The 19,499-nt window shown below is 70.8% G+C and carries 17 protein-coding genes; 5 read left to right on the top strand and 12 right to left on the bottom strand.

All coding sequences use genetic code 11. From position 1 onward, the window contains the following. Nucleotides 1-13: 13 nt before the first annotated feature. Together ACWDVB_RS08680 and ACWDVB_RS08675 are read right to left on the bottom strand one after the other, a co-directional pair. Nucleotides 14-742, bottom strand: coding sequence for a LuxR C-terminal-related transcriptional regulator (locus ACWDVB_RS08680; RefSeq protein ID WP_451518138.1), 729 nt, complete (start codon nucleotides 740-742; stop codon nucleotides 14-16). After that, nucleotides 739-2,028: a PspC domain-containing protein gene (locus ACWDVB_RS08675; RefSeq protein WP_451518137.1), complete on the bottom strand. Its 1,290-nt coding sequence runs from the start codon at nucleotides 2,026-2,028 to the stop codon at nucleotides 739-741. Before ACWDVB_RS08675 ends, ACWDVB_RS08680 begins: the two co-directional genes overlap by 4 nt. 182 nt (nucleotides 2,029-2,210) lie before the next feature. Between ACWDVB_RS08675 and ACWDVB_RS08670 the strand changes: the two genes are divergently transcribed. Next, nucleotides 2,211-3,584, top strand: a complete 1,374-nt coding sequence (locus tag ACWDVB_RS08670) for a PspC domain-containing protein (protein WP_451518136.1) — start codon at nucleotides 2,211-2,213, stop codon at nucleotides 3,582-3,584. After that, entirely contained in the window at nucleotides 3,571-3,810 is a 240-nt protein-coding gene (locus ACWDVB_RS08665) for a hypothetical protein (protein WP_451518135.1), read from the top strand. The genes ACWDVB_RS08670 and ACWDVB_RS08665 overlap by 14 nt, the downstream gene beginning before the upstream one ends. Before the next feature lie 53 nt (nucleotides 3,811-3,863). Here the strand turns inward: ACWDVB_RS08665 and ACWDVB_RS08660 are convergent, their stop codons facing one another. The 3 genes from ACWDVB_RS08660 to ACWDVB_RS08650 all read right to left on the bottom strand — a co-directional run bounded on the left by ACWDVB_RS08660 (nucleotide 3,864) and on the right by ACWDVB_RS08650 (nucleotide 6,812). Further along, nucleotides 3,864-4,397 (bottom strand): DoxX family protein, encoded by a 534-nt coding sequence (locus tag ACWDVB_RS08660; protein ID WP_451518134.1) that lies wholly within the window; start codon nucleotides 4,395-4,397, stop codon nucleotides 3,864-3,866. Between the two features lie 167 nt (nucleotides 4,398-4,564). Further along, a complete protein-coding gene (locus ACWDVB_RS08655) occupies nucleotides 4,565-5,830 on the bottom strand; it encodes a hypothetical protein (RefSeq protein ID WP_451518133.1) in 1,266 nt (421 codons plus the stop codon). Nucleotides 5,831-6,026: 196 nt separating this feature from the next. Next, the gene (locus ACWDVB_RS08650) at nucleotides 6,027-6,812 is read right to left on the bottom strand and encodes a class II aldolase/adducin family protein (RefSeq protein WP_451518132.1); all 786 of its coding nucleotides are present in this window, start codon (nucleotides 6,810-6,812) and stop codon (nucleotides 6,027-6,029) included. Nucleotides 6,813-6,951: 139 nt separating this feature from the next. On the opposite strand from ACWDVB_RS08650, the gene ACWDVB_RS08645 reads away from it, so the two are divergent. Further along, nucleotides 6,952-7,431, top strand: coding sequence for a pyridoxamine 5'-phosphate oxidase family protein (locus ACWDVB_RS08645; RefSeq protein ID WP_451518131.1), 480 nt, complete (start codon nucleotides 6,952-6,954; stop codon nucleotides 7,429-7,431). A gap of 89 nt (nucleotides 7,432-7,520) precedes the next feature. Here the strand turns inward: ACWDVB_RS08645 and guaA are convergent, their stop codons facing one another. After that, nucleotides 7,521-9,107, bottom strand: a complete 1,587-nt coding sequence (gene guaA / locus ACWDVB_RS08640) for a glutamine-hydrolyzing GMP synthase (protein WP_451518130.1) — start codon at nucleotides 9,105-9,107, stop codon at nucleotides 7,521-7,523. Nucleotides 9,108-9,534: 427 nt separating this feature from the next. Here guaA and ACWDVB_RS08635 point away from each other — a divergent pair, with 427 nt between their 5' ends. Next, nucleotides 9,535-9,852, top strand: a complete 318-nt coding sequence (locus tag ACWDVB_RS08635) for a chorismate mutase (protein ID WP_451518129.1) — start codon at nucleotides 9,535-9,537, stop codon at nucleotides 9,850-9,852. A 605-nt stretch (nucleotides 9,853-10,457) separates the two neighbouring features. Here the strand turns inward: ACWDVB_RS08635 and ACWDVB_RS08630 are convergent. From ACWDVB_RS08630 to ACWDVB_RS08620, 3 genes are all read right to left on the bottom strand, one after another. Continuing rightward, complete coding sequence (locus tag ACWDVB_RS08630) at nucleotides 10,458-11,213, bottom strand: hypothetical protein (protein WP_451518128.1); 756 nt, start codon at nucleotides 11,211-11,213, stop codon at nucleotides 10,458-10,460. 138 nt (nucleotides 11,214-11,351) lie between these two features. Beyond that, complete coding sequence (locus ACWDVB_RS08625; protein ID WP_451518127.1) at nucleotides 11,352-12,236, bottom strand: hypothetical protein; 885 nt, start codon at nucleotides 12,234-12,236, stop codon at nucleotides 11,352-11,354. 160 nt (nucleotides 12,237-12,396) lie between these two features. Further along, nucleotides 12,397-12,762, bottom strand: a complete 366-nt coding sequence (locus ACWDVB_RS08620; RefSeq protein ID WP_451518126.1) for a hypothetical protein — start codon at nucleotides 12,760-12,762, stop codon at nucleotides 12,397-12,399. Nucleotides 12,763-13,006: 244 nt separating this feature from the next. Here ACWDVB_RS08620 and ACWDVB_RS08615 point away from each other — a divergent pair, with 244 nt between their 5' ends. After that, a complete protein-coding gene (locus tag ACWDVB_RS08615) occupies nucleotides 13,007-14,074 on the top strand; it encodes an LAETG motif-containing sortase-dependent surface protein (RefSeq protein WP_451518125.1) in 1,068 nt (355 codons plus the stop codon). Nucleotides 14,075-14,159: 85 nt separating this feature from the next. Here ACWDVB_RS08615 and ACWDVB_RS08610 read toward each other — a convergent pair whose 3' ends face one another. From ACWDVB_RS08610 to ACWDVB_RS08600, 3 genes are all read right to left on the bottom strand, one after another. Beyond that, nucleotides 14,160-15,992, bottom strand: coding sequence for a GMC oxidoreductase (locus ACWDVB_RS08610; protein WP_451518124.1), 1,833 nt, complete (start codon nucleotides 15,990-15,992; stop codon nucleotides 14,160-14,162). 42 nt (nucleotides 15,993-16,034) lie between these two features. Further along, entirely contained in the window at nucleotides 16,035-17,651 is a 1,617-nt protein-coding gene (locus ACWDVB_RS08605) for a succinic semialdehyde dehydrogenase (protein WP_451518123.1), read from the bottom strand. A gap of 114 nt (nucleotides 17,652-17,765) precedes the next feature. Then, nucleotides 17,766-19,454, bottom strand: a complete 1,689-nt coding sequence (locus tag ACWDVB_RS08600; RefSeq protein WP_451518122.1) for a serine/threonine-protein kinase — start codon at nucleotides 19,452-19,454, stop codon at nucleotides 17,766-17,768. Between the last annotated feature and the right edge of the window lie 45 nt (nucleotides 19,455-19,499).

Genomic DNA, 19,499 nt, shown 5'->3' with positions numbered 1-19,499 from the left:
CCGTCCCGCCCCCTCAGACCAGCCGTCGCGCCGTCGCCCACCGCGTCAGCTCATGGCGATTCGAGAGCTGCAGCTTCCTCAGGACCGCCGAGACATGTGACTCGACCGTCTTCACGGAGATGAAGAGCTGCTTGGCGATCTCCTTGTACGCGTACCCGCGCGCGATGAGCCGCAGGACCTCCCTCTCGCGCTGCGTGAGGCGGTCCAGGTCCTCGTCGACCGGGGGTGCGTCGGTGGAGGCGAAGGCATCCAGGACGAAGCCCGCAAGGCGCGGCGAGAACACCGCGTCGCCGTCCTGCACACGGAAGATGGAGTCCACCAAGTCGGTCCCGGTGATCGTCTTGGTGACGTAGCCGCGGGCTCCGCCCCGGATGACACCGATGACGTCCTCGGCGGCGTCTGACACCGACAGCGCCAGGAAACGCACCGGGTTCTCCGCGTCGCCCATCAACGGCGAGCAGCGGCGCAGCACCTCCACGCCGCCGCCACCGGGGAGGTGCACGTCCAGGAGGACGACCTCGGGGCGCGCGGCCGTGATGACCGTGACCGCCTGGTCGACGTCGGCGGCCTCACCGACCACCTCGACGCCGGTGACGTCGGTCCGGCCGATCTCCGCCTGCACTCCGGTGCGGAACATTCGGTGGTCGTCGACCAGGACGACTCGCACCCGACGCCCGCCCGCACCGCCCTCGTCCGCCCCAGTCGGCTCCGCGGGTTCGCCCGCCTCGGTCGCGTCGCTCATGTCGTCGCCGTCCTCTCCATTTCCAGCTCGACTTCCGTGCCGCCGCCCGGCACCGCGCGCAGCCGCGCCGTGCCGCCGTTGCGCTGCATGCGGCCGATGATCGATTCTCGTACGCCCATGCGGTCGTCGGGCACGGAGTCCAGATCGAAGCCGGGGCCGCGGTCCCGGACGGAGACGAACACCGTCTCTCCCTCGACTTCGGCGAAGACCTGCACCGCACCGCCCTCGCCACCGTACTTGGCGGCGTTCACCATGGCTTCCCTCGCGGCCTGCATCTGTGCGGTCAGCCGTTCGTCGAGCGGGCAGTCGCCGACCACGACGACCTCGATCGGGACGCCGTGCTTGTCCTCGATCTCCGCCGCGCTGTGACGGACCGCCTCGGCGAGGGTGTCGGGCTCCTCGTCCTCGTCCTTGCCGGTGCCCTCGGGTTTGTAGAGCCAGGCCCGCAGATCGCGCTCCTGGGCGCGGGCGAGGCGCCGCACCTCGCTCGCGCTCTCCGCGTTGCGCTGGATCAGGGTCAGGGTGTGCAGCACGGAGTCGTGCACATGGGCGGCGACCTCGGCTCTCTCCTGGGCGCGGATGCGCATCAGCCGCTCCTCGGAGAGGTCCTGCGTCATACGGACGAGATAGGGGCCGGCGAGGAGCGCGATACCGACGAGCACGGCCAAGGCGGCCTGTAGCACGGCACCGAGGTGCGCGGCGGAGCCCTGCAGCACGAAGATGCCGGTGCCCCCGGCGCCGACCAGGAGCACTCCGGCCGCTGACCGGGCGAGCGTCAAGGTGCGCCGACGGCGGCCGACGGCCATCCAGCGGGCCCGGCGGGCATTGTCGGCCTGCCGCCAGACCAGGGCGACACCAGCGGCGACGAGCAGGGTGGGGACGACATACGCCTTGGTCGAGCCGTCCAGGTCCACATTGCCTACGAAGACCATGGAGACGACGACCATGGCGAGGAGCGCGACGATCTGGCCCTTGTCCGGCTTGCGCGCCACGAGTCTTCGGCGGCCGTCCTGCGATGTCTCGGTCGTGGCGGCCGCGGGCGGCCGCCCGGCGTCGACGCCGCCGATGCCCAGCGGGACGAAGAACCAGAACGCCGCGTACAGCAGAGCGCCGAGGCCGTCCGCCGTGAACAGGCCGACGAAGATGAGCCGGACCCAGACCACGGGCAGTCCGAGATGTCCCGCGAGACCGCGTGCGACGCCGCCGAGCCAGCGCCCGTCGCCGCTGCGGTAGAGCTTGCGCAGCGGTCGTACGTCGTCGATGGGTGGGGCAGCGGCTTCCGGCATGCCTCGATATTCACACGCGGGCGCGGACGCGGGCATCAGGGTCGATCCCCGAGACTTCCCTGATCTCGGCCCCTGCCCCGCCCCTGTCAGGGTGTGGGCCGAGGAGTCTCAGGGGTGATATCAGGGTTGGGCCAGGGTCTTCCCGACTGCCGCGGCGGGCTCCCGGCCGTCACCATGGACACATGACAGATCAGCAGCCCGCCGAGACGGAGACCGAGGCCGCCATCCACGATGCTCTGCGCGATGCGTATGGCGCGCCGGGCGCTCCCGCGGGCAGTCACGAGCCGGGCCTGCCCGCGGAGGAGCGGAAGTTCCGCCGCGACCGCCGGCACAGAAAGCTCGGCGGTGTGTGCGCGGGGCTCGGGCGGCACTGCGACATGGACCCGGTGATATTCCGCATCGGCCTCGCGGTCCTCTCGATCACCAGCGGCCTCGGCCTGGTCTTCTACGGCTTCGCCTGGCTCTTCGTGCCGTATGAGGACGAGGAGGAGAACGAGGCGCGCAGGCTCCTCTCCGGCCGGGTCGACGGCCCGGCGCTGACGGCCGTGCTCTTCGCGCTCGTCGGCTGCGGTGTCTTCCTCACTCTGTTGAACAACGGCGGGGCGCTCACCTTCGCCGCTGTCCTCACCCTTCTCCTCGCGGGCGCGGGGTACTGGTCGCAGCAGCGCGGGACCCTCGACCCCGACCCGGTCACCGCGCACGCCGCGGCGGACGCCCCGCCCGAGGCGAAGGCACCACCTGTCGCCGGGGGCCCTTCCTGGTGGCGTGACCCCATAGTCAAGGACGGCACGTACGACGGGATCTCCGGCTACTTCTGGGGTCCCGAAGCCCTCGACAACATCGCCTATCAGCCGACGGGCCACCACCAGGGCGCGCCCCGCGCCAAGGCCCCGGCCGCCCCGGCACCGCCGCCCAAGCCGCGCGGTCCGCGCTGGATCGGCGGCTGGGTCTTCCTGCTCGCCTTGCTCGCGGGAGGCCTCGGTACCGGCTTGACGTGGGAGGACCATCCGCTCGGCACGACGTTGCAGACGGGTCTGGCGTGCGCGGTCGCCGTGTTCGGCCTCGGTATCGCGGTCAGCGCCTTCCTGGGACGCACAGGAGCGGGTTCGATCGTGCTCGCGGTGCTCACGGCCGGGCTCCTCGCGGCCTCGGCGGCCCTGCCGAAGAACCTCACCACGCACTATGTCCGCACCGACTGGATACCGGCGTCGACGGCGGACGTCCGCCCCCAGTACGAGGTGGGTCTCGGCACGGGCACGCTCGACCTGAGCAAGGTCGACGTCGCCAAGGGCCGGACGCTGGAGACCAGCGCCGAGGCCGGCGTGGGCGACCTCAGGGTGATCGTGCCGAAGGACGCCACCGTGCGGCTGAACGCGGAAGTGGGCGTCGGCGACATCGTGTTGCCGGACGACAAGGACAAGGACCTGGACATCGCTCCGGGCCGCGAGGAGAAGGTGACGCTGAAGCCGCCCTCGGGCAGCACGGACGGCGGCACGATCGATTTGCGGCTCGAAGTGGGCGTCGGACAAGCGAAGGTGACCCGTGCTACGTCATGAACTCCAACCCGGCAAGCTGGTGGCGGGCCTCTCCCTGCTGACGGTCGCCGTCGTGTACGTGGGCGACGCGGGTGGCGCCTGGGACGCGCCGTGGTTCGTCGCGCTCCCGCTCATGATGGCGGGCCTGCTGCTCGCGGGCGTGGCGGCGGCCTTCCACGGGATACGACCGCGCGGCGCCGCCCGCCCGGACGGCCACTCACAAGGCTCCGAGGAGCCGCGCGGCTAGGGACAAGGGACGAGCGGCGAGGGCCTGTACGGCGCTGACCTTCCCGAGGAGTCCTAGGGCTTGGCGGAGGAGCTCCATGGTTGCCTTCGGCGGGCGGCGAGCATGGCGTCGACGGAGAGGACGGAGGCCCCGGCGAGCACCAGCGGTAGCCACGCCATCAGGTACGCGAGGTCGTTGCCGTAGTAGTAGGGGTCGTTGTACCAGCTGACGGTCAGCCAGAGGCTGAGCGAGATCAGCGCACCGCCGAGCGCGGCGACCCGGGCGAACAGGCCGATCAGTGTGCCGATGCCGACGACCAGTTCACCGATGGCGATGGCGTAGCCGAAGCCGACGGGGCTCTTGAGGGACAGGTCGACCAAGGCGGGGATCGCGGAGATGTCACGGACGCCCTCCATCCGCTCGCCGATCGATCCCGCTCCGTCCGCCCGCATGAAGGAGCTGTCCGTGAGCTTGTCCAGACCGGCGTAGATGAAGGTGACGCCGAGGAAGATCCGCAGGGGGAGCAGGGCGTAACGGGTGGCGGACTCCCGCCAGTCGTCACGTCGGGCGTAGCCGGTGTGCCTGTCCGTCCGCATGCCGTGAGCCATGGCTCGTCGCCGCCTCTCCCATCGACCCCGTCTTCTGACCATACGTACGAGAAGAGGCCGCTGCTCACCGGCGTGCGGCGGAAATTCACGACATCTACCGGGAAGCCCCAGGGGGAGGCTCTTATGCGTCAGCCGAGGTGGGTCAGCCGATGGCTGTGCCCGTTGGTTCAGTCCGTGACGTCGATCGTGACGCGGTTCGTCTCCAGGCCGGCGGCGGTGATCACCTGGACCTCGACGCGGCCCGGTTCGACGTCGACCGGGACGGGCACGGTCAGCGTCGCGTCGGCCGGATTGCTGAAGCCGCCCGGCACGGGCACGAGCGGTACGTGGACGTGCACGGCTCCGATGCGGACGACCATGCGGGCGAGCCGGTCCGCGTCGCCCGCGCCGGGTGGGACGAACCCCGCGCCACGGATCTCGATGTCGTCGCCCGTGCGGATCGGTGCGTCCAGGTCACCGGCCTCCCGCGCGCGGACGACGGAGAGGATCACCGGGCGGCCGCCTTCGGAGTACTTCCCCGCGAGATACGTCGCGGCCGACACCAGGACCAGCACGGCGAGCCCCCACGGAAGATCGGGCAGCTGCTCGGGCCGCCGCGCGAGGCGTACGGCGGCGAAGACCACGGCGACGGCGGTGACCAGGATGTACTGGGCGTCGGCGAAGCTGCCCCGGCCCGAGTCGTCGGTGAGCGGATCGGCGGCCCGCGGCCGGTCCGCGCGCACCTTCTGCAGCCGCTGCCCGAGGACGCGCAGACCGACGACCCTGCGCACCAGGACGGCGACCCCGCACGCCACGGCGAGGACCGAGACCACCCCGGCGGCACGCCCGAGTTCGAGCCCGGCGATCAGCTCGTCCCGCCGTCCGTGCCCCGAGGCCGCGGCCAGCTGGCCCGCGAGGACGAGCACCGCGAAGACCACGAGAAGTACCCAGCAGGCGGCCACGACACGCGAGGTGGAGAGCCGGTTGTCCTCGCCGATCACCGGCGCGAGGACGCCACCGCGCTCCCGATGGACGTATGCCGCGCCGGTCAGCAGCCCGCCCACCACCAGGCCGGCGAGGAGCCCCGCCGTGCGCGCCGCCGTCCAGCCGGCGCCGATCGCGGTGAACGCCTGGACCAGGAGGAGGATGCCGAAGGAGCCCCAGACGACGCCGAGCGTGCGCGTCCACAGGCGCCGCAGCCAGACCTCTCCCTCGGCCCTGCCGCGCTCGGCGACGGCCCGCGCGGACTGTGTCAGCTCGTCCGACACCCACTGCCGCGACGCGCCCGCCGAGTGCGCGACGGCCGCGGGCAGGCCCTGCCCGGCCGCCAGTTCGTCGCGCTGGGTGAGGAACGCGGCCACGGCAAGCCGGTGCCCCTCGCGCGCCCCGTGCGGGCAGCCGCCGCATGTGCAGCCGCCTCCGTGCGCGTCCTGTCTCGCCTCCTGCACCGCCACCGCGTACGCCGCCTTCCCTACCCTCGAAGCCCTTGGGGCTTGCCGTGAACTTCCTTGCGCAGAAGGGGAATTGTGCCGTACTGGAGGGCGAACGAATCCCAGGGGTGAGGTCAGCGGGGGTGAACGGGCCACGCGCGCGTTGACGGGCAGGTCACGGTGCGCGCCGACGGGCAGGTCACGGGCGCCGACCGGTGCATCAGGTCAGCAGGTCCGGTTCGCTGCGGCTGATGTCCTGCCACAGGGGTTGGTAGTTGATCCACGCGACCAGGTCGCTGCCGAGCTGCTCGCGGGTCCGCACCGCCTGCTTGTGGCCGATCAGCACCGGGCGGCCCGCGGCCCGCGCGCTCAGCTGGACCTGGCAGGACCGTTCCATGGAGAGGAACCACCAGGCGGCGGAGTCGACGGAGTCCCCGACGGTGAGCAGGCCGTGGTTGCGCAGGATCACCGCCTTGTGGCCGCCGAGCGCGGTCGCGATCCTGCGGCCCTCCTCGGTGTCCACGACGACGCCCGTGTAGCCGTCGTACAGCGCGTGGCTCTCGTAGAAGGCGCAGGCCTCCTGGGTGATCGGGTCGAGGAGTTCGCCGAGCGTGGAGAGCGCGCGGCCGTACAGCGAATGGCAGTGCGCGACGGCGACGACATCGGGCCGCGCCAGATGCGCCTGGGCGTGCACGGTGAAGGCGGCCTGGTTGACGTGATGGCGCCCCTCGACCACCTGCCCGTCGGTGTTGGCCAGGACGAGTTCGCCGACGGTGACGTGCTTGAAGGGCACCCCGAACGGGTTCACCCAGAAACAGTCCGTGTGCTCGGGGTCCCGCGCGGTGATGTGTCCGGAGACTCCGTCCTCGTACCCGAGCCGTCCGAAGATGCGCAGCGCCGCGGCGAGCCGTTCCTTCCGATACCGCCGTTCGTCCTCCAGCGAGTCGTGCACGGGCGGCATCGCGAACTGCAACCGCTCGACGGGTATCGGTGTGGGCGCCTGCATGTGTCCTCCATCCTCGGCTGTACGGAGCGGAAGTTACCGGCGGTTCGCACAGGAGGACAGAGGCGTCCGGTGAAGAGAGAGCGCAGAGGGGAATCGATATACGACAAGAGATGTCGGGTATCGGCGCGATGCTCGGCGCATGACGTCGAACTGGGCAGCCTTCACCACCGCGGAACCCGCTCTCGCACACACCGTAGAGGACCGTTTCAGGGCGTTCACCCACCATGTCCTCGCCACGCTCCGCAAGGACGGGTCGCCGCGCACGACCGGGCTCGAAGTCCGTTTTCTGCACGGGGAGTTGTGGTTCGGCATGATGCCGGGGTCTCTCAAGGCGCTGGACCTGCGCCGCGATCCGCGCTTCGCGCTGCAGGCGAACCCGGGATCCGGCACGGAGATGGCGGGCGGCGACGTCCGCATCGCGGGTCGCGCGATCGAGGTGCGGGACCCGCAGGCCGTCGCGCGCTATGCCGACATGGTGAATCCGCCGGATCCGGACGCGTTCCATCTCTTCCGCACCGAGCTGACGGAAGTGGTCCGCACGTCCATCGAGGACGAGAAGTACCTGGCGGTGCAGGTGTGGAAGCCGGGCGCGGCGGTGCGCACCACCAGGCGGACGTGACCGGGCCGCCGCGCCCCGGGCCGCCCGCGCATGCGACGGCGCCGCCCACCTCGCAGGAGGCCGACGGCGCCGTCAGGGCTCGCGGGAGGTCACTCCCACTCGATGGTCCCCGGCGGCTTCGACGTCACGTCGAGCACCACGCGGTTCACGTCGGCGACCTCGTTCGTGATGCGCGTCGAGATCTTCGCGAGGACGTCGTACGGCATGCGGGTCCAGTCGGCCGTCATGGCGTCCTCGGACGAGACGGGGCGCAGCACGATCGGGTGGCCGTAGGTGCGGCCGTCACCCTGGACGCCGACGCTGCGGACGTCCGCGAGCAGCACGACCGGGCACTGCCAGATGTCCCGGTCGAGACCGGCCGCCGTCAGCTCCTCGCGGGCGATGGCGTCGGCCTCGCGCAGCAGGTCGAGGCGGTCCTTGGTGACCTCGCCGACGATGCGGATGCCCAGGCCGGGGCCCGGGAACGGCTGGCGCTGGACGATCTCGTCCGGCAGGCCGAGCTCGGCGCCGACCATCCGGACCTCGTCCTTGAACAGCTTGCGCAGCGGCTCGATGAGCTTGAACTCGAGGTCCTCGGGGAGGCCGCCCACATTGTGGTGGGACTTGATGTTGGCCGTGCCGGCGCCGCCGCCGGACTCGACCACGTCGGGGTAGAGCGTGCCCTGGACGAGGAACTCGACCGGCTGGTCGCCGGGGGCCTCGGCCACGATCTCCGCCTGGGCCTGCTCGAAGACCCGGATGAACTCGCGGCCGATGATCTTCCGCTTCTCCTCGGGGTCGGAGACCCCGGCGAGCGCGGCCAGGAACCGCTCCTGGGCGTCGACGACCTTCAGCTGCACGCCGGTCGCGGCGACGAAGTCCTTCTCGACCTGCTCCGTCTCGTCCTTGCGCATCAGGCCGTGGTCGACGTAGACGCAGGTCAGCTGCGAGCCGATGGCCTTCTGGACGAGGGCGGCGGCGACGGCGGAGTCCACGCCGCCGGAGAGACCGCAGATGGCGCGCTTGGTGCCGACCTGCTCGCGGATCGCGGCGACCTGCTCGTCGATGACGTTGCCGGTCGTCCAGTCCGGCTTGAGGCCGGCGCCGCGGTAGAGGAAGTGCTCCAGGACCTGCTGGCCGTGCGTGGAGTGCATCACCTCGGGGTGGTACTGCACGCCGTACAGCTTCTTCTCGTCGTCCTCGAAGGCGGCGACCGGCACGACGTCCGTGGACGCGGTGACCGTGAAGCCCTCGGGCGCCGCGCTGCACGCGTCGCCGTGCGACATCCACACGGACTGCTCGGCGGGGGTGCCCTCGAAGAGGGTGGAGCCGACCTTGGAGACGGCCAGCGGCGTACGTCCGTACTCACGCGCGCCGGTGTTGTCGACCGTGCCGCCGAGGGTCGTCGCCATCAGCTGGAAGCCGTAGCACATGCCGAAGACGGGGACGCCGGCCTCGAAGAGCTCGCGGTCGACGGTGGGGGCCTGCTCCGCGTACACCGACGAGGGGCCGCCGGAAAGGATTATCGCGGCGGGCTTCTTGGCGAGCATCTCGGAGACGGGCATCGTGCTCGGCACGATCTCGCTGTAGACCCGGGCCTCACGGACGCGACGGGCGATGAGCTGGGCGTACTGCGCTCCGAAGTCGACGACCAGAACGGTGTCGGGAGCGGCGGCAGCGTGGGGCGCTGATGGCACGGCGGCGGCCTTCCGGCGTTGAGCGTTGAGCGAGAGGCTCAGTGCGTGTGCAGGGGGTCTGTTTTGTCGATTCTACCGGGCCCGGCGGTGCCTCCCTCGTCACATCCGACGGACCCGCGCCGCGGACCCGCGCCGACGGACTTGCGCCGACGGACTTGCGCCGAGGGGTGCGGACCGGACGGGCGTCTCAGCATCCGGGCCGTCCGCCGGACGTGATTGACCCGGCACGCGCGCGTGGGGGCATACTGGCCCCGTGACCAAGCACCTCAGCTTCCTCTTTACCTATGGCAACCGGCCCGCCGGCTGCCATGGTCGAGCTGCTTGATCCACTGACAAGCGACTTCCCAGGCGCCCCGGGCCGACAAGGCCCGGGGCGTTCTGTCATTTCCGGGCCGTGTCGTTCGGGGCAGAGATCAAGGAGCCCCTCATGACCGCCACCACCGCCACCGCCACCGCCACCACGGTCACCACCACCGAGAAGACCGGCGCTCGCACTTCCGAGGCCGCCGGCGTGATCGAGAACGCCCGCGAGCGGATCGACACGCTCGACGACCGCATCATCGGTCTCGTCCAGGAACGGATGGCCGTCTCGGCCGTGATCCAGGAAGCGCGCATCACGTCGGGCGGGCGCCGCGTGAATCTCTCCCGCGAGATGGAGGTCCTCGGCCACTACAGGGACGCGCTCGGCAAGCCCGGTACGACGCTCGCGATGACGCTCCTGGAGCTGTGCCGGGGCCGGATCTGAGTTCGGACCGCTTCTCACCCGTACGGCGCGTGACCGGTTCCGGGCGGGCTTCGTTGGTCCCGATGTCCGTGCCAGCCAGGGGCGGGCCCGTTAGAACCACGCGTGGCTCCGTTGGAGCGATGAGGCGTACGGAACGTGTCGTACGCCGTGGGACCTCGCTTCAGCGATGTGACCGGACGGCAGGGGACAGCAGCCCGGTCACCCAAGAGAACGGTCGGCTCCGGGGACGCCCGGGGCCGGCCGGCCTCCGTCCCGGTCGCCTCCGTCCCGGTCCCCCGCCGCTTTCCCGTATAGATGTGGTCGAAACGGTTGCGCCCCCGACAACCCATCGAGCACGATGCCTAGGAGGGCGGACCCCCGGTCCCCTGTCCGCCACCGCACTGCCATTGGTCGATACCACGTGAGCGCCCCCCGTGCGCCGGGTCGGCCACCGGCGCCCCGAACCAAGCGGCGCACTCCCCCGGGCGTCGCCCCAGGCACCAACGCTGCCCTGACGTCGGTGCCGACGGCCAAGGGCCCCGCGGATCCGTCCCGCGGGGCCCTTCGCTCCGGCCTTCTGGCCCTTCTGGCCCTTCTGGCCCTTTTTGGCCTTCTGGCCTCTGGACCTAGAGCTTTTCGAGCTTGGTGACCTGCGCGTCGACGACCTTGGCCGGCACGCCGAACTTCTTCGGCTGGAGCAGATTGATCGAGTAGAAGGCCGCGAGCGTCGAACCGCTGCGCACGACCGTGAAGCTCATCGGCGTCTTCTGGCCCTCGATGAGGCCCACGACCTTGTACGAGACGGCCTCGTCACCCACCTTCGGGGCGGTCAGGGCCGCGACGTCGCGGTACTTGGAGCCGGCGTGCTCATACGCCTCGCACTTCTCCGTGGCCGTGCGGAGGCCGTCCATGACCTTCTCCGCGTCGGCCTGCTCGTGGGCGAGCAGCGCGAGTGTGATGACCGTGGCGTCCAGCTCGTCGGGGCCGGTCATCGTGCGGCCGGTACGGGTCTTCGAGGCCGGGTCGGTGGCGAACATGAACATGTTCGCGAGCGGCTGGCACTCGGCCGGGTCGGCGGGCACGGTCTGCGCGGGCATGTCCGCGGCGGACAGCTTCTCGATCTTGTAGCCCTTGAGGTCGCCCTTGGCGAGCACCGCCTTCTCCAGGTCGGTGGAGGACAGCGCGCTCGACTTGTCGTCGGTGGGCTTCGAGTCCTTGGATCCCTTCGGGTCCTTCGGGTCCTTCGAGTCCCCGGCACCCTGCGTGGACTTGGCCGGTTCCGACGGCTTCTTGCCGTCGTCGTCGCTGCCGCACGCTGCGGTCAGGCCCAGCGCGACCGTGACGGACGCGGCCACGACGGCCCGAGACACAGATGACTTCACGTTTCCTACCTTCAGTTCGCACGGTGCGGGCGACAGGCCCGCGCCGAGGCGAAATGAAAGCGGCAAACTCGCCAACTTTGCCAGCGATTTACGTAACGATCGGAAACCGCCGAAAAGGTTGTACGGGGCGTCTGTGAATTAGAACTTGCCGAGTTGTGCGTCGACGATCGCGGGCGCCACCTTCGGGTCGTCGTCCGCCTTGGGCGTTCCCATGCTTCCCATGCCGTCCCGCTCGGCCTCCCGGTCGTCCTGGACGCCCTTGGGGTCGTACATGTTCGACGCGTCGAAGACCATGAGCGTGCCGCCCTCGCGTACGACCGTGATCTGCTCCCGCGTCACGTACCCGCCCTTGCGGTGGGCCAGTTTGTACGAGATCGCCTCGTCGCCCTTGTCCGGCGCGGGCAGCGAGCTGACGCCGAGGTAGCGCCGGTCGTCGACGCGGAAGGTGGCGCACTTCTTCGACTTCGACGCAGCGCGCAGGTCAGCCATGACGCGCTCGGCGTCGGCCTCGGCGTAGGCGGACAGGTCGACGCCGGTCATCGTGAGGTTCTTGTCGCCGGAGCCGGTCAGGAATCGGCTGACGCGGGCCTTCGGCTTTGACGAGGCGCCAGCGTCGGTGCCGGTGCCAGCGCCGGTGCCGGTGCCAGCGCCGGTGCCGGTGCCGGTGCCGGTGCCAGCGCCGGTGCCGGTTCCGAGCAGAGCGGCGAGCGGGACGCACTCGGCGGGCGACGTCCTCTCAGCGGCGGGGAGGGGCGCCGTGGCCCCCGCGGCATCCAGGTCCTCCGGCTTCTCGACCTTGTAGCCCTTGACGTCACCCGTGGTGAGGGCCGCCTTCTCCAGCCTGGCGGCCACGCCGGAGCCGCCGCCCTTCGAGGGCCCCGCACTCGGCTTGGCCGAATTCTTGCCGTCGCCGCCGCTCCCACCGCTTCCGCCACTCCCACCGCTTCCGCCACAGGCCGCGGTCGCCCCGAGGGCGGCCACGACCGAAACGGCCACCACGGCCCGCGACACGGCTGACTTCACGATCTCTGCCCCCACCTGTTGCACTCACTTGCGTCTCGCGGTGCGCAGCCACGGAGCCACTCGCACCACTTCTACGACGGCAGAAGATCACTTACGGTTCCACCGCGGCGGGCTGTGGCGGGCTGCGACGGACTGCAGCAGGCCGCGGCGGCCCCCGCGCTCACCAGCCCCAGATCCAGAACCGCAACGGACTGAGCACGGCGATCGCCAGGGCCATGCAGCCGAACACGATCACCACGCTCCACACCCGGCGGCGACGCTCCAAACGTTCGTCACGGCGCGAACCCGTGGGCGCCGTGCGCCAGTCGTCGGGCCGCCACCGCACGGGCTCGCCATCGCGCTTGCGGCGCCTGCGGCGCAACCGCCCGTCCCGCCGCGCCTGTTGGCGCGCCGCCTCCTCGTCGAGGCGCCGCAGTCTTTCGGCCACCATGCGGGCCCGCGCGGACGGCTCCTTCGGCGCCGACGAGCGGATGTCCCGCTCGCTGTCCTTCTCGAATCTCTCCCACACCTCATCGGGTATGGCCAACGCTCTCTCCTCCCCCTGTGTCCCCATCACCCCCTCGGGCGGGGGCAGTTCTATGTCACCCCGTCATGGCGGCACAAGCGGTGTGAGTCACGCCACATAAGAATTCCGTGAAAGCGAACGCAACCATTCGCAGGGGTCGCAGGTCATGCATGCAGTAACAACGGCCACAGCCGCGGCTCCCCCGCGGAGGGCTTCCCTTTCCGCGCTGCCGACCGGGCGGCGCGCCGGACTTTATGAGGTCTTCATGAAGCTTCGCCGTGCCATGGCAGCAGCGGCGGCTACGGCCGCGATAGTCCCGATGGCGCTCCTGTCGGCGCCTGCCGCGTTCGCGACCGAGGGCGCCGCCCCGGCGCCGGCCGCACCGACCGCGGCCCCCACGCCCACCGACTCGCCCGCCGACTCGGCCAGCGAGACGTCCAAGCCGAAGCCGAAGTCGACGCCGGACCCGAAGTTCACGCCGGGCCGGACACCCGCCATACCGAAGCCCTCGGCCGATAAGCCGACGAAGCCGACGAAGCCGGAAGAGACGGAAGGGTCTGACGGGGCGTCCGCGGAGGACGAGGACGGGAAGAAGCCGGCCGACTGCGCGGTCGACGACAGCGGCGTGGACCGCGACTCCGTACTGGAGATCGAGCTGTCCGGCCTGCCCGGCAAGATCACCCCGGGCAGCGGCTGGCACCAGTTCGAGCTGACGGCCACCAACCCCACCGACGAGGCGCTCGGCGAGGTCAGATGGATCGCGGCCGTGGACAGCGACTCCAAGGGCGACGACGACAAGAACCGGCTGAGCAACTTCGCCAACCTCCAGTACCTCGACCCCGAGACCGAGACCTGGGAGTCGATCAACGACGACGAGACCGGTGGCCTCGCCTTCGACGTCATCGACCTCGGCGCCGAGGAGACGGCCGACATCAAGCTGCGGCTCAACATCGGTGCCAAGGCCCCGCTCGGTAAGGGCTACGCGACCGGCGTCGGCGAGTACGTCGACTCCGAACTGGACTGCACACACACCTCGTTCATGGAGCACCCGCTGACGATCGGCAAGCCCGGCAACCAGGGCGAGCACCCGGGCACTCCGAAGCCGAAACCGACCCTGACGGCGACCGCGAAGCCCACCGCGACGCCCACCGCGACGCCGACCGCCGCCCCGGCGCCGCAGGGCACCGCCGACGATCTCCCGACCGACAGCCTCGCCGAGACCGGCTCCAGCTCGGCGCTGCCGGCCATCGGCCTCGTCGGAGGTGCCGCCGTGGTCGTCGGTGCGGGCGCGGTCTTCGTCGTACGTCGCCGCAAGGCCGACTCCGCCGCGTAACGCGGCACCCAAGCACGCGGAAGGACCTGCGCTCGGAGGGGGGCGCAGGTCCTTACGTGTATCAAGTCCCGGCCCCTGCCCTGGACTACTTCTTGGGCGGCACCGCCGGCATCCCCAGGAACGGCAGCTTCAGCGCGCCGAAGGCGTCCGCCGGGACCGCCGGGGCCTTCGGCGCCACGGCCGCGATCCGCACATATCGCCCACCCTGCGCCGGGCGCGGGTCCTCGCCGCCCTTGTTGGGCCAGAACGACATCGCCCGCTCGGCCTGCGCGGTGATCGTCAGGGACGGGTTCACGCCGAGGTTCGCGGAGACCGCGGCCCCGTCGACCACGGAGATGCCCGGGTGGCCGTAGAGCCGGTGGTAGGGGTCGATGACGCCGGTGTCGGGCGAGTCGCCGATGGGGCAGCCGCCGAGGAAGTGGGCGGTCAGCGGGGTGCCCATCAACTCGCCGATGTTCGAGCCCGGGAAGCCGTTGATCTCCTGGGCGAGGAGGGTCGCCGCACGCGTGGCCTCCGGTATCTGGTCGGGGTTGGGCGCGCCGTGGCCCTGCCGTGCGGTGAGGAGGCCCTTTCCGAGGCCCTTCTCCTTGCGGTGCGTGGTCAGGGAGTTGTCGAGCGACTGCATGACCAGGCCGATGATGGTCCGCTCCGACCAGCGCCGGTTGGAGAGCGAACGGACCAGGAGCGAGGGGTGGCGGGCGACGCTGCCGAGCCAGCCGGCGATCCGCGCCTTGCCGCCCTTCACGCTGTACGGGACCTGGAGCACGGTCAGGCTGCCCATGGCGTTGGACTTCTTGCCGTAGCGGACGGGCTCGATGTGCGTGTTCCCGTTCGGGTGGATCGACGAGGTGATGGCGACGCCCTTGGTGAAGTCGACCCGCTCCGCGCCGTGCCGCTTGCGGTAGCGGCGGTCGGTGGTCTGGGCGCCCACCAGCGCCTCGGAGTTGGTGCGGGTGAGCGTGCCGAGGCGCGGGGAGATGCGCGGGAGCAGACCGTTGTCCCTCATGCGGTGCAGGAGCGTCTGGGTGCCGTACGTGCCGGCGGCGACGACGACTCTGTGCGCCTTGAACGTACGTCCCTTGCCCTTGCGCTTGTCATCGGTGGGCAGCGTGGCCACGGCGTAGCCGCCCCGCGAGTCCTCGGTGACGGCGACGACCGACGTCATCGGGTGGATGACCGCACCGGCCTTCTCCGCCAGATACAGGTAGTTCTCGTTGAGGGTGTTCTTCGCGCCGTGCCGGCAGCCGGTCATGCACTCGCCGCACTCGGTGCAGGCCCTGCGGGACGGGCCCGCGCCGCCGAAGTAGGGGTCGGGAACTTCCGCGCCGGGACGGGACGTTGAACAACCGTCCGCGTCCTTCTCGTCGCCGAAGAAGACGCCGACGGGCGCCATGTGGAAGCTGTCCCCGACCCCCATCGCCTGGGCGGTGGCCTTCAGATGGACGTCCGAGGGCGTCGTCGTCGGATTGAGCCGCACACCGAGCATGCGCTTGGCCTGCTCGTAGTAGGGGCTCAGCTCGTCCTGCCAGTCCGTGATGTCCTTCCACTGCGGGTCCTCGAAGAACGGGGCGGGCGGTACGTAGAGCGTGTTGGCGTAGTTCAGGGAGCCGCCGCCGACTCCGGCGCCCGCGAGGACCATCACATTGCCCAGCAGATGGATGCGCTGGATGCCGAAGAGGCCGAGAGCCGGGGCCCAGAGGTAGTTCTTCAGGTCCCAGGAGTTCTTGGGCAGCGTCGCGCGCGTGAAGCGGCGCCCGGCTTCGAGTACGCCGACGCGGTACCCCTTCTCCGTCAGACGCAGCGCGGACACCGCGCCGCCGAAGCCACTGCCTACGACGATGACGTCATAGTCGTACGCGTCCTCGGCGTCCTCGGTGTCCTCGGCGTTCTGGTTCCGGACAGAGCTCTCCTGTGACATCGACTCTCCTCGTTGGGAACTGACGCGGGCGTCAGGCTTCGGCTAGCGCAGGCGAAGCGCCTTCATGACCTTCAGGCTCGTGCTCATGAACGCCGCGTACTGCTCGTCGTTCAGGCCGAAGGAGGGCGCCAGCGGCATGAGCCGCTGCTGGGCGACGGTCTGCGCCTCGGTGTACTTGAGGATGCCCTCGGAGCCGTGTCGGCGGCCGAGGCCCGAGTCCTTCATGCCGCCCATCGGGGACTGGACGCTGCCGTAGGCGGGCCCGTAGCCCTCGTTGACGTTGACGGTGCCGGTGCGCAGGCGGGCGGCGACCTTGCGGCCTCGGCTGCCGTCCTTCGTCCAGACGGAGGAGTTCAAGCCGTACGACGTGGAGTTGGCGAGCTCGATCGCCTCGTTCTCGTCCGTGAAGCGGTAGAGGGAGACGACCGGGCCGAAGGTCTCCTCCGTGCAGACGGCCATCGGGGCCTCGACGCCGTCCAGGATGGTCGGCTCGTAGAAGTAGGGGCCGATGTCCGGGCGCGCGACGCCGCCCGCGACGAGCGTGGCGCCCTTGGCGACGGCCTCCTCGACGTGCCGTGTCACGGTCTCCAGCTGCCGCTCGCCGACGAGCGAGCCCATGTCGGCGCCGTACGCCAGGGACGTGCCGAGCCGGATCGCCCTCGTCCGCTCGGCGAAGCGCTCCACGAACCGGTCGGCGATCGACTCATGGACGTACAGACGCTCGATGGCGATGCACAGCTGGCCCGCGGAGGAGAAGCAGGCGCGCACCGCGCCGGCCGCGGCCTTGTCGACGTCGGCGTCGTGCAGGACCAGCATGGCGTTCTTGCCGCCGAGTTCGAGCGAGACGCCGACCAGGCGGGCCGCGGCGCCCTGCGCGACCTCGCGGCCCGTGCGCGTGGAGCCGGTGAAGGAGACGTAGTCGGCGTGCTTGACGATCTCGGGGCCGATGACCGGACCTTCGCCGAGGACGACCTGGAAGACCTCGGACGGCAGACCCGCCTCGATGATCAGGTCACGGGCCCACAGGGCGGTGAGGCAGGTCTCCGTGTCGGGCTTCATCACGAGCGCGTTGCCCGCGACGAGGGCGGGGAGCGCGTCGCCGATGGAGAGTTCGAGGGGGTAGTTCCACGGGGCGATCTGCCCGACGACCCCGCGCGGCTGGCGGTTCTCGGTGACCTTGGTGAGGGTCGGGACGACGCCGGTGTGCCGCTTGGGGCTCAGATACGAGGGGGCCTTGCGGCCGTAGTGCCGGGCGGCGACCGCGACGGCCTGGATTTCCTCGTGCGCGTGGAGGCGGGCCTTGCCGGTCTCCAGCTGGATCAGGTCGAGCACCTCGGCCTGGCGCTGGAGCACCAGGTCGTGGAAGCGGAGCAGCACGGCGGCACGCTGCTTCACCGGGGTCCTCGCCCAGGCGATCTGCGCGGTGCGGGCCCGCTGGAAGGCGGTGACCACGTCCTCGGGGGTGGACTCGGGCAGGTCGGCCAGCTTCTCGCCGGTGAGCGGCGTGTGGTTGGCCGTGCGCCCGGAACCTATGACGTCACGCGTGAGCTGGGCTATCAGCTCGGGCGTGACCACGTCGGCGGCGGTGCGCGCGCCTTCGGGGGCCGGGGCGGTCGGGTTCGTTCCGAGGGGCGCTGCGGTGGCCTGCGAGTCCGTCATGCTCGTGAGCGTAGGCCCACGTCAGGGTTTTGGGTACCCATCGGTAATCCGCCTTCACGGGCCACTCACACCGCGCCAGTGATTGCTGGCTACAAAGCCGCTGATCAGGGCCTTTCAGAGCTTGTCGAGTTCCAGCTCGGCGATGGCGGCCCCGGCGACCTCGCGGCCCCGCTCAGTGAAGTCGCCCTTGCCCGGGTAGTCGATCCACAGCCGGTACATGTCCCCGGACTTGGTCCGGTAGTAGAAGATCCTGGCTTCGTGCGGCAGCTCGGTCTGCGAGTCGGTGTACGTGACCGTGTTCTCGGCGGCGGCCCGCTCCTGGTACTTGGTCTCCTTCGTCTTCCCGTCGGGGGCGGGCTCGCTGCCCATGTCGCTGAACGACGTCTCGCCGCTCTCCTTGAACTTCTCCATGTCGGCGTACGCCTGGGCCGCCGAGGTCCCCGCGATGTCCTGGGAGGTGTCCTTCTTCTCGGCGAGGTCGAGCGTGATGAAGATGGCGCCACTGGGGTCGGTGTACCTGATCCAGCTCTTGTCCGTGTCGGTGTTCTGCGGCTTGCTCTCCACGTACTGCTCCGGCGCGGAGACGGTGGCGGCGACCGCTGCCGCCTTGTGCCTCTTCCAGCTCTCCGTGTCCGACGAACCTCCGAAGGGGTTCACGGCCACCAGCACGCCCGCCACCACGGCCGCCGCGACCACCCCCGCGATGACCGCGAGGGCCTTGCGGCTCAGGAAGACACCCTTGCCGTCGCGACCGCCGCTGCCACCGCCCGCGACCGTGACCACCTGCGTCGGCGCGGGCTGCGGAGGCCTGGCCGCCTCCTCCAGGAGGGCGCGGACCCGCGCGGCGTTCGGGCGCTGCGCCGGGTCCTTGGCCAACAGGCCGTTGATGGCCTCGGCGAGCGGGCCGGAGGCGGAGGCCGGCGCGGCGGGCGCGGCGTTGAGGACGGACTGGAGCGTCGCCGGGGTGTTGTTGCGGCGGAACGGCGAGACGCCCTCCGTCGCGGCGTACAGCACGACGCCCAGCGACCAGAGGTCGGACGCGGGGCCGGGGCGCTGGCCCAACACCCGCTCCGGTGCGATGAATTCGGGCGAGCCGACGAAGCCGCCGGTGTCGGTCAGGTTGGTCTCGCCCTCGATCTGGGCGATGCCGAAGTCGGTGAGGATGACCCGGTCGTGCCTGCCGAGCATGACGTTGTCGGGCTTCACGTCACGGTGCAGGATGCCCGCCTGGTGCGCGGCGTCCAGGGCGTTCAGGACGTCGAGGCCGATGCGGGCGGCTTCCCGGGCGCCCAGCGTGCCCTCCTGGAGCGCGGCTCCGAGCGAGCGGCCCTGGACCAGCTCCATGATGATCCACGGCTGCCCGTCCTCGACCGCCACGTCATGGACGTTGACCACGGCGGGGTGGTCGAGGCGGGCCGCGGCGCGCGCCTCGCGGCGCATCCGCTCGAAGGCGTTGGCGCGCTCGCGCTCGGGCAGGTGGTCGGGGAGGCGCGGCTCCTTCACGGCGACCTCGCGGTCCACCGTCTCGTCCTTGGCGCGCCACACCGTGCCCATGCCGCCGTGGCCGAGCTTGGCCAGCAGCCGGTAGCGGCCCGCGATCAGCCGGCCGGCGCCGGGCTCCGCTGCGGCCGCGGCCTCGGACGGCTGGTTCGGGACGATGTGGGCGGGTTGCGCGTACGGGTTGCCGGGGTGCGCCCCGCCGTTGGGCCCGGACCGGCCGGGGACGCCGGGCTGTTGCGGCGGTTGCAGGCCGTAGCTGGTGGGCTCGTACGGGCCGTATGAGGTGCCCCCGTCATTACTCATGCCCCCATGACTACCTTGCGGGGCACCCCGGTTTCCAGCCAGGCC

The sequence above is a fragment of the Streptomyces sp. NPDC003379 genome (genome assembly GCF_053589195.1).
Note: the sequence above shows the minus strand (reverse complement) of the source record. Positions and strands in the feature narration are given on the sequence as shown.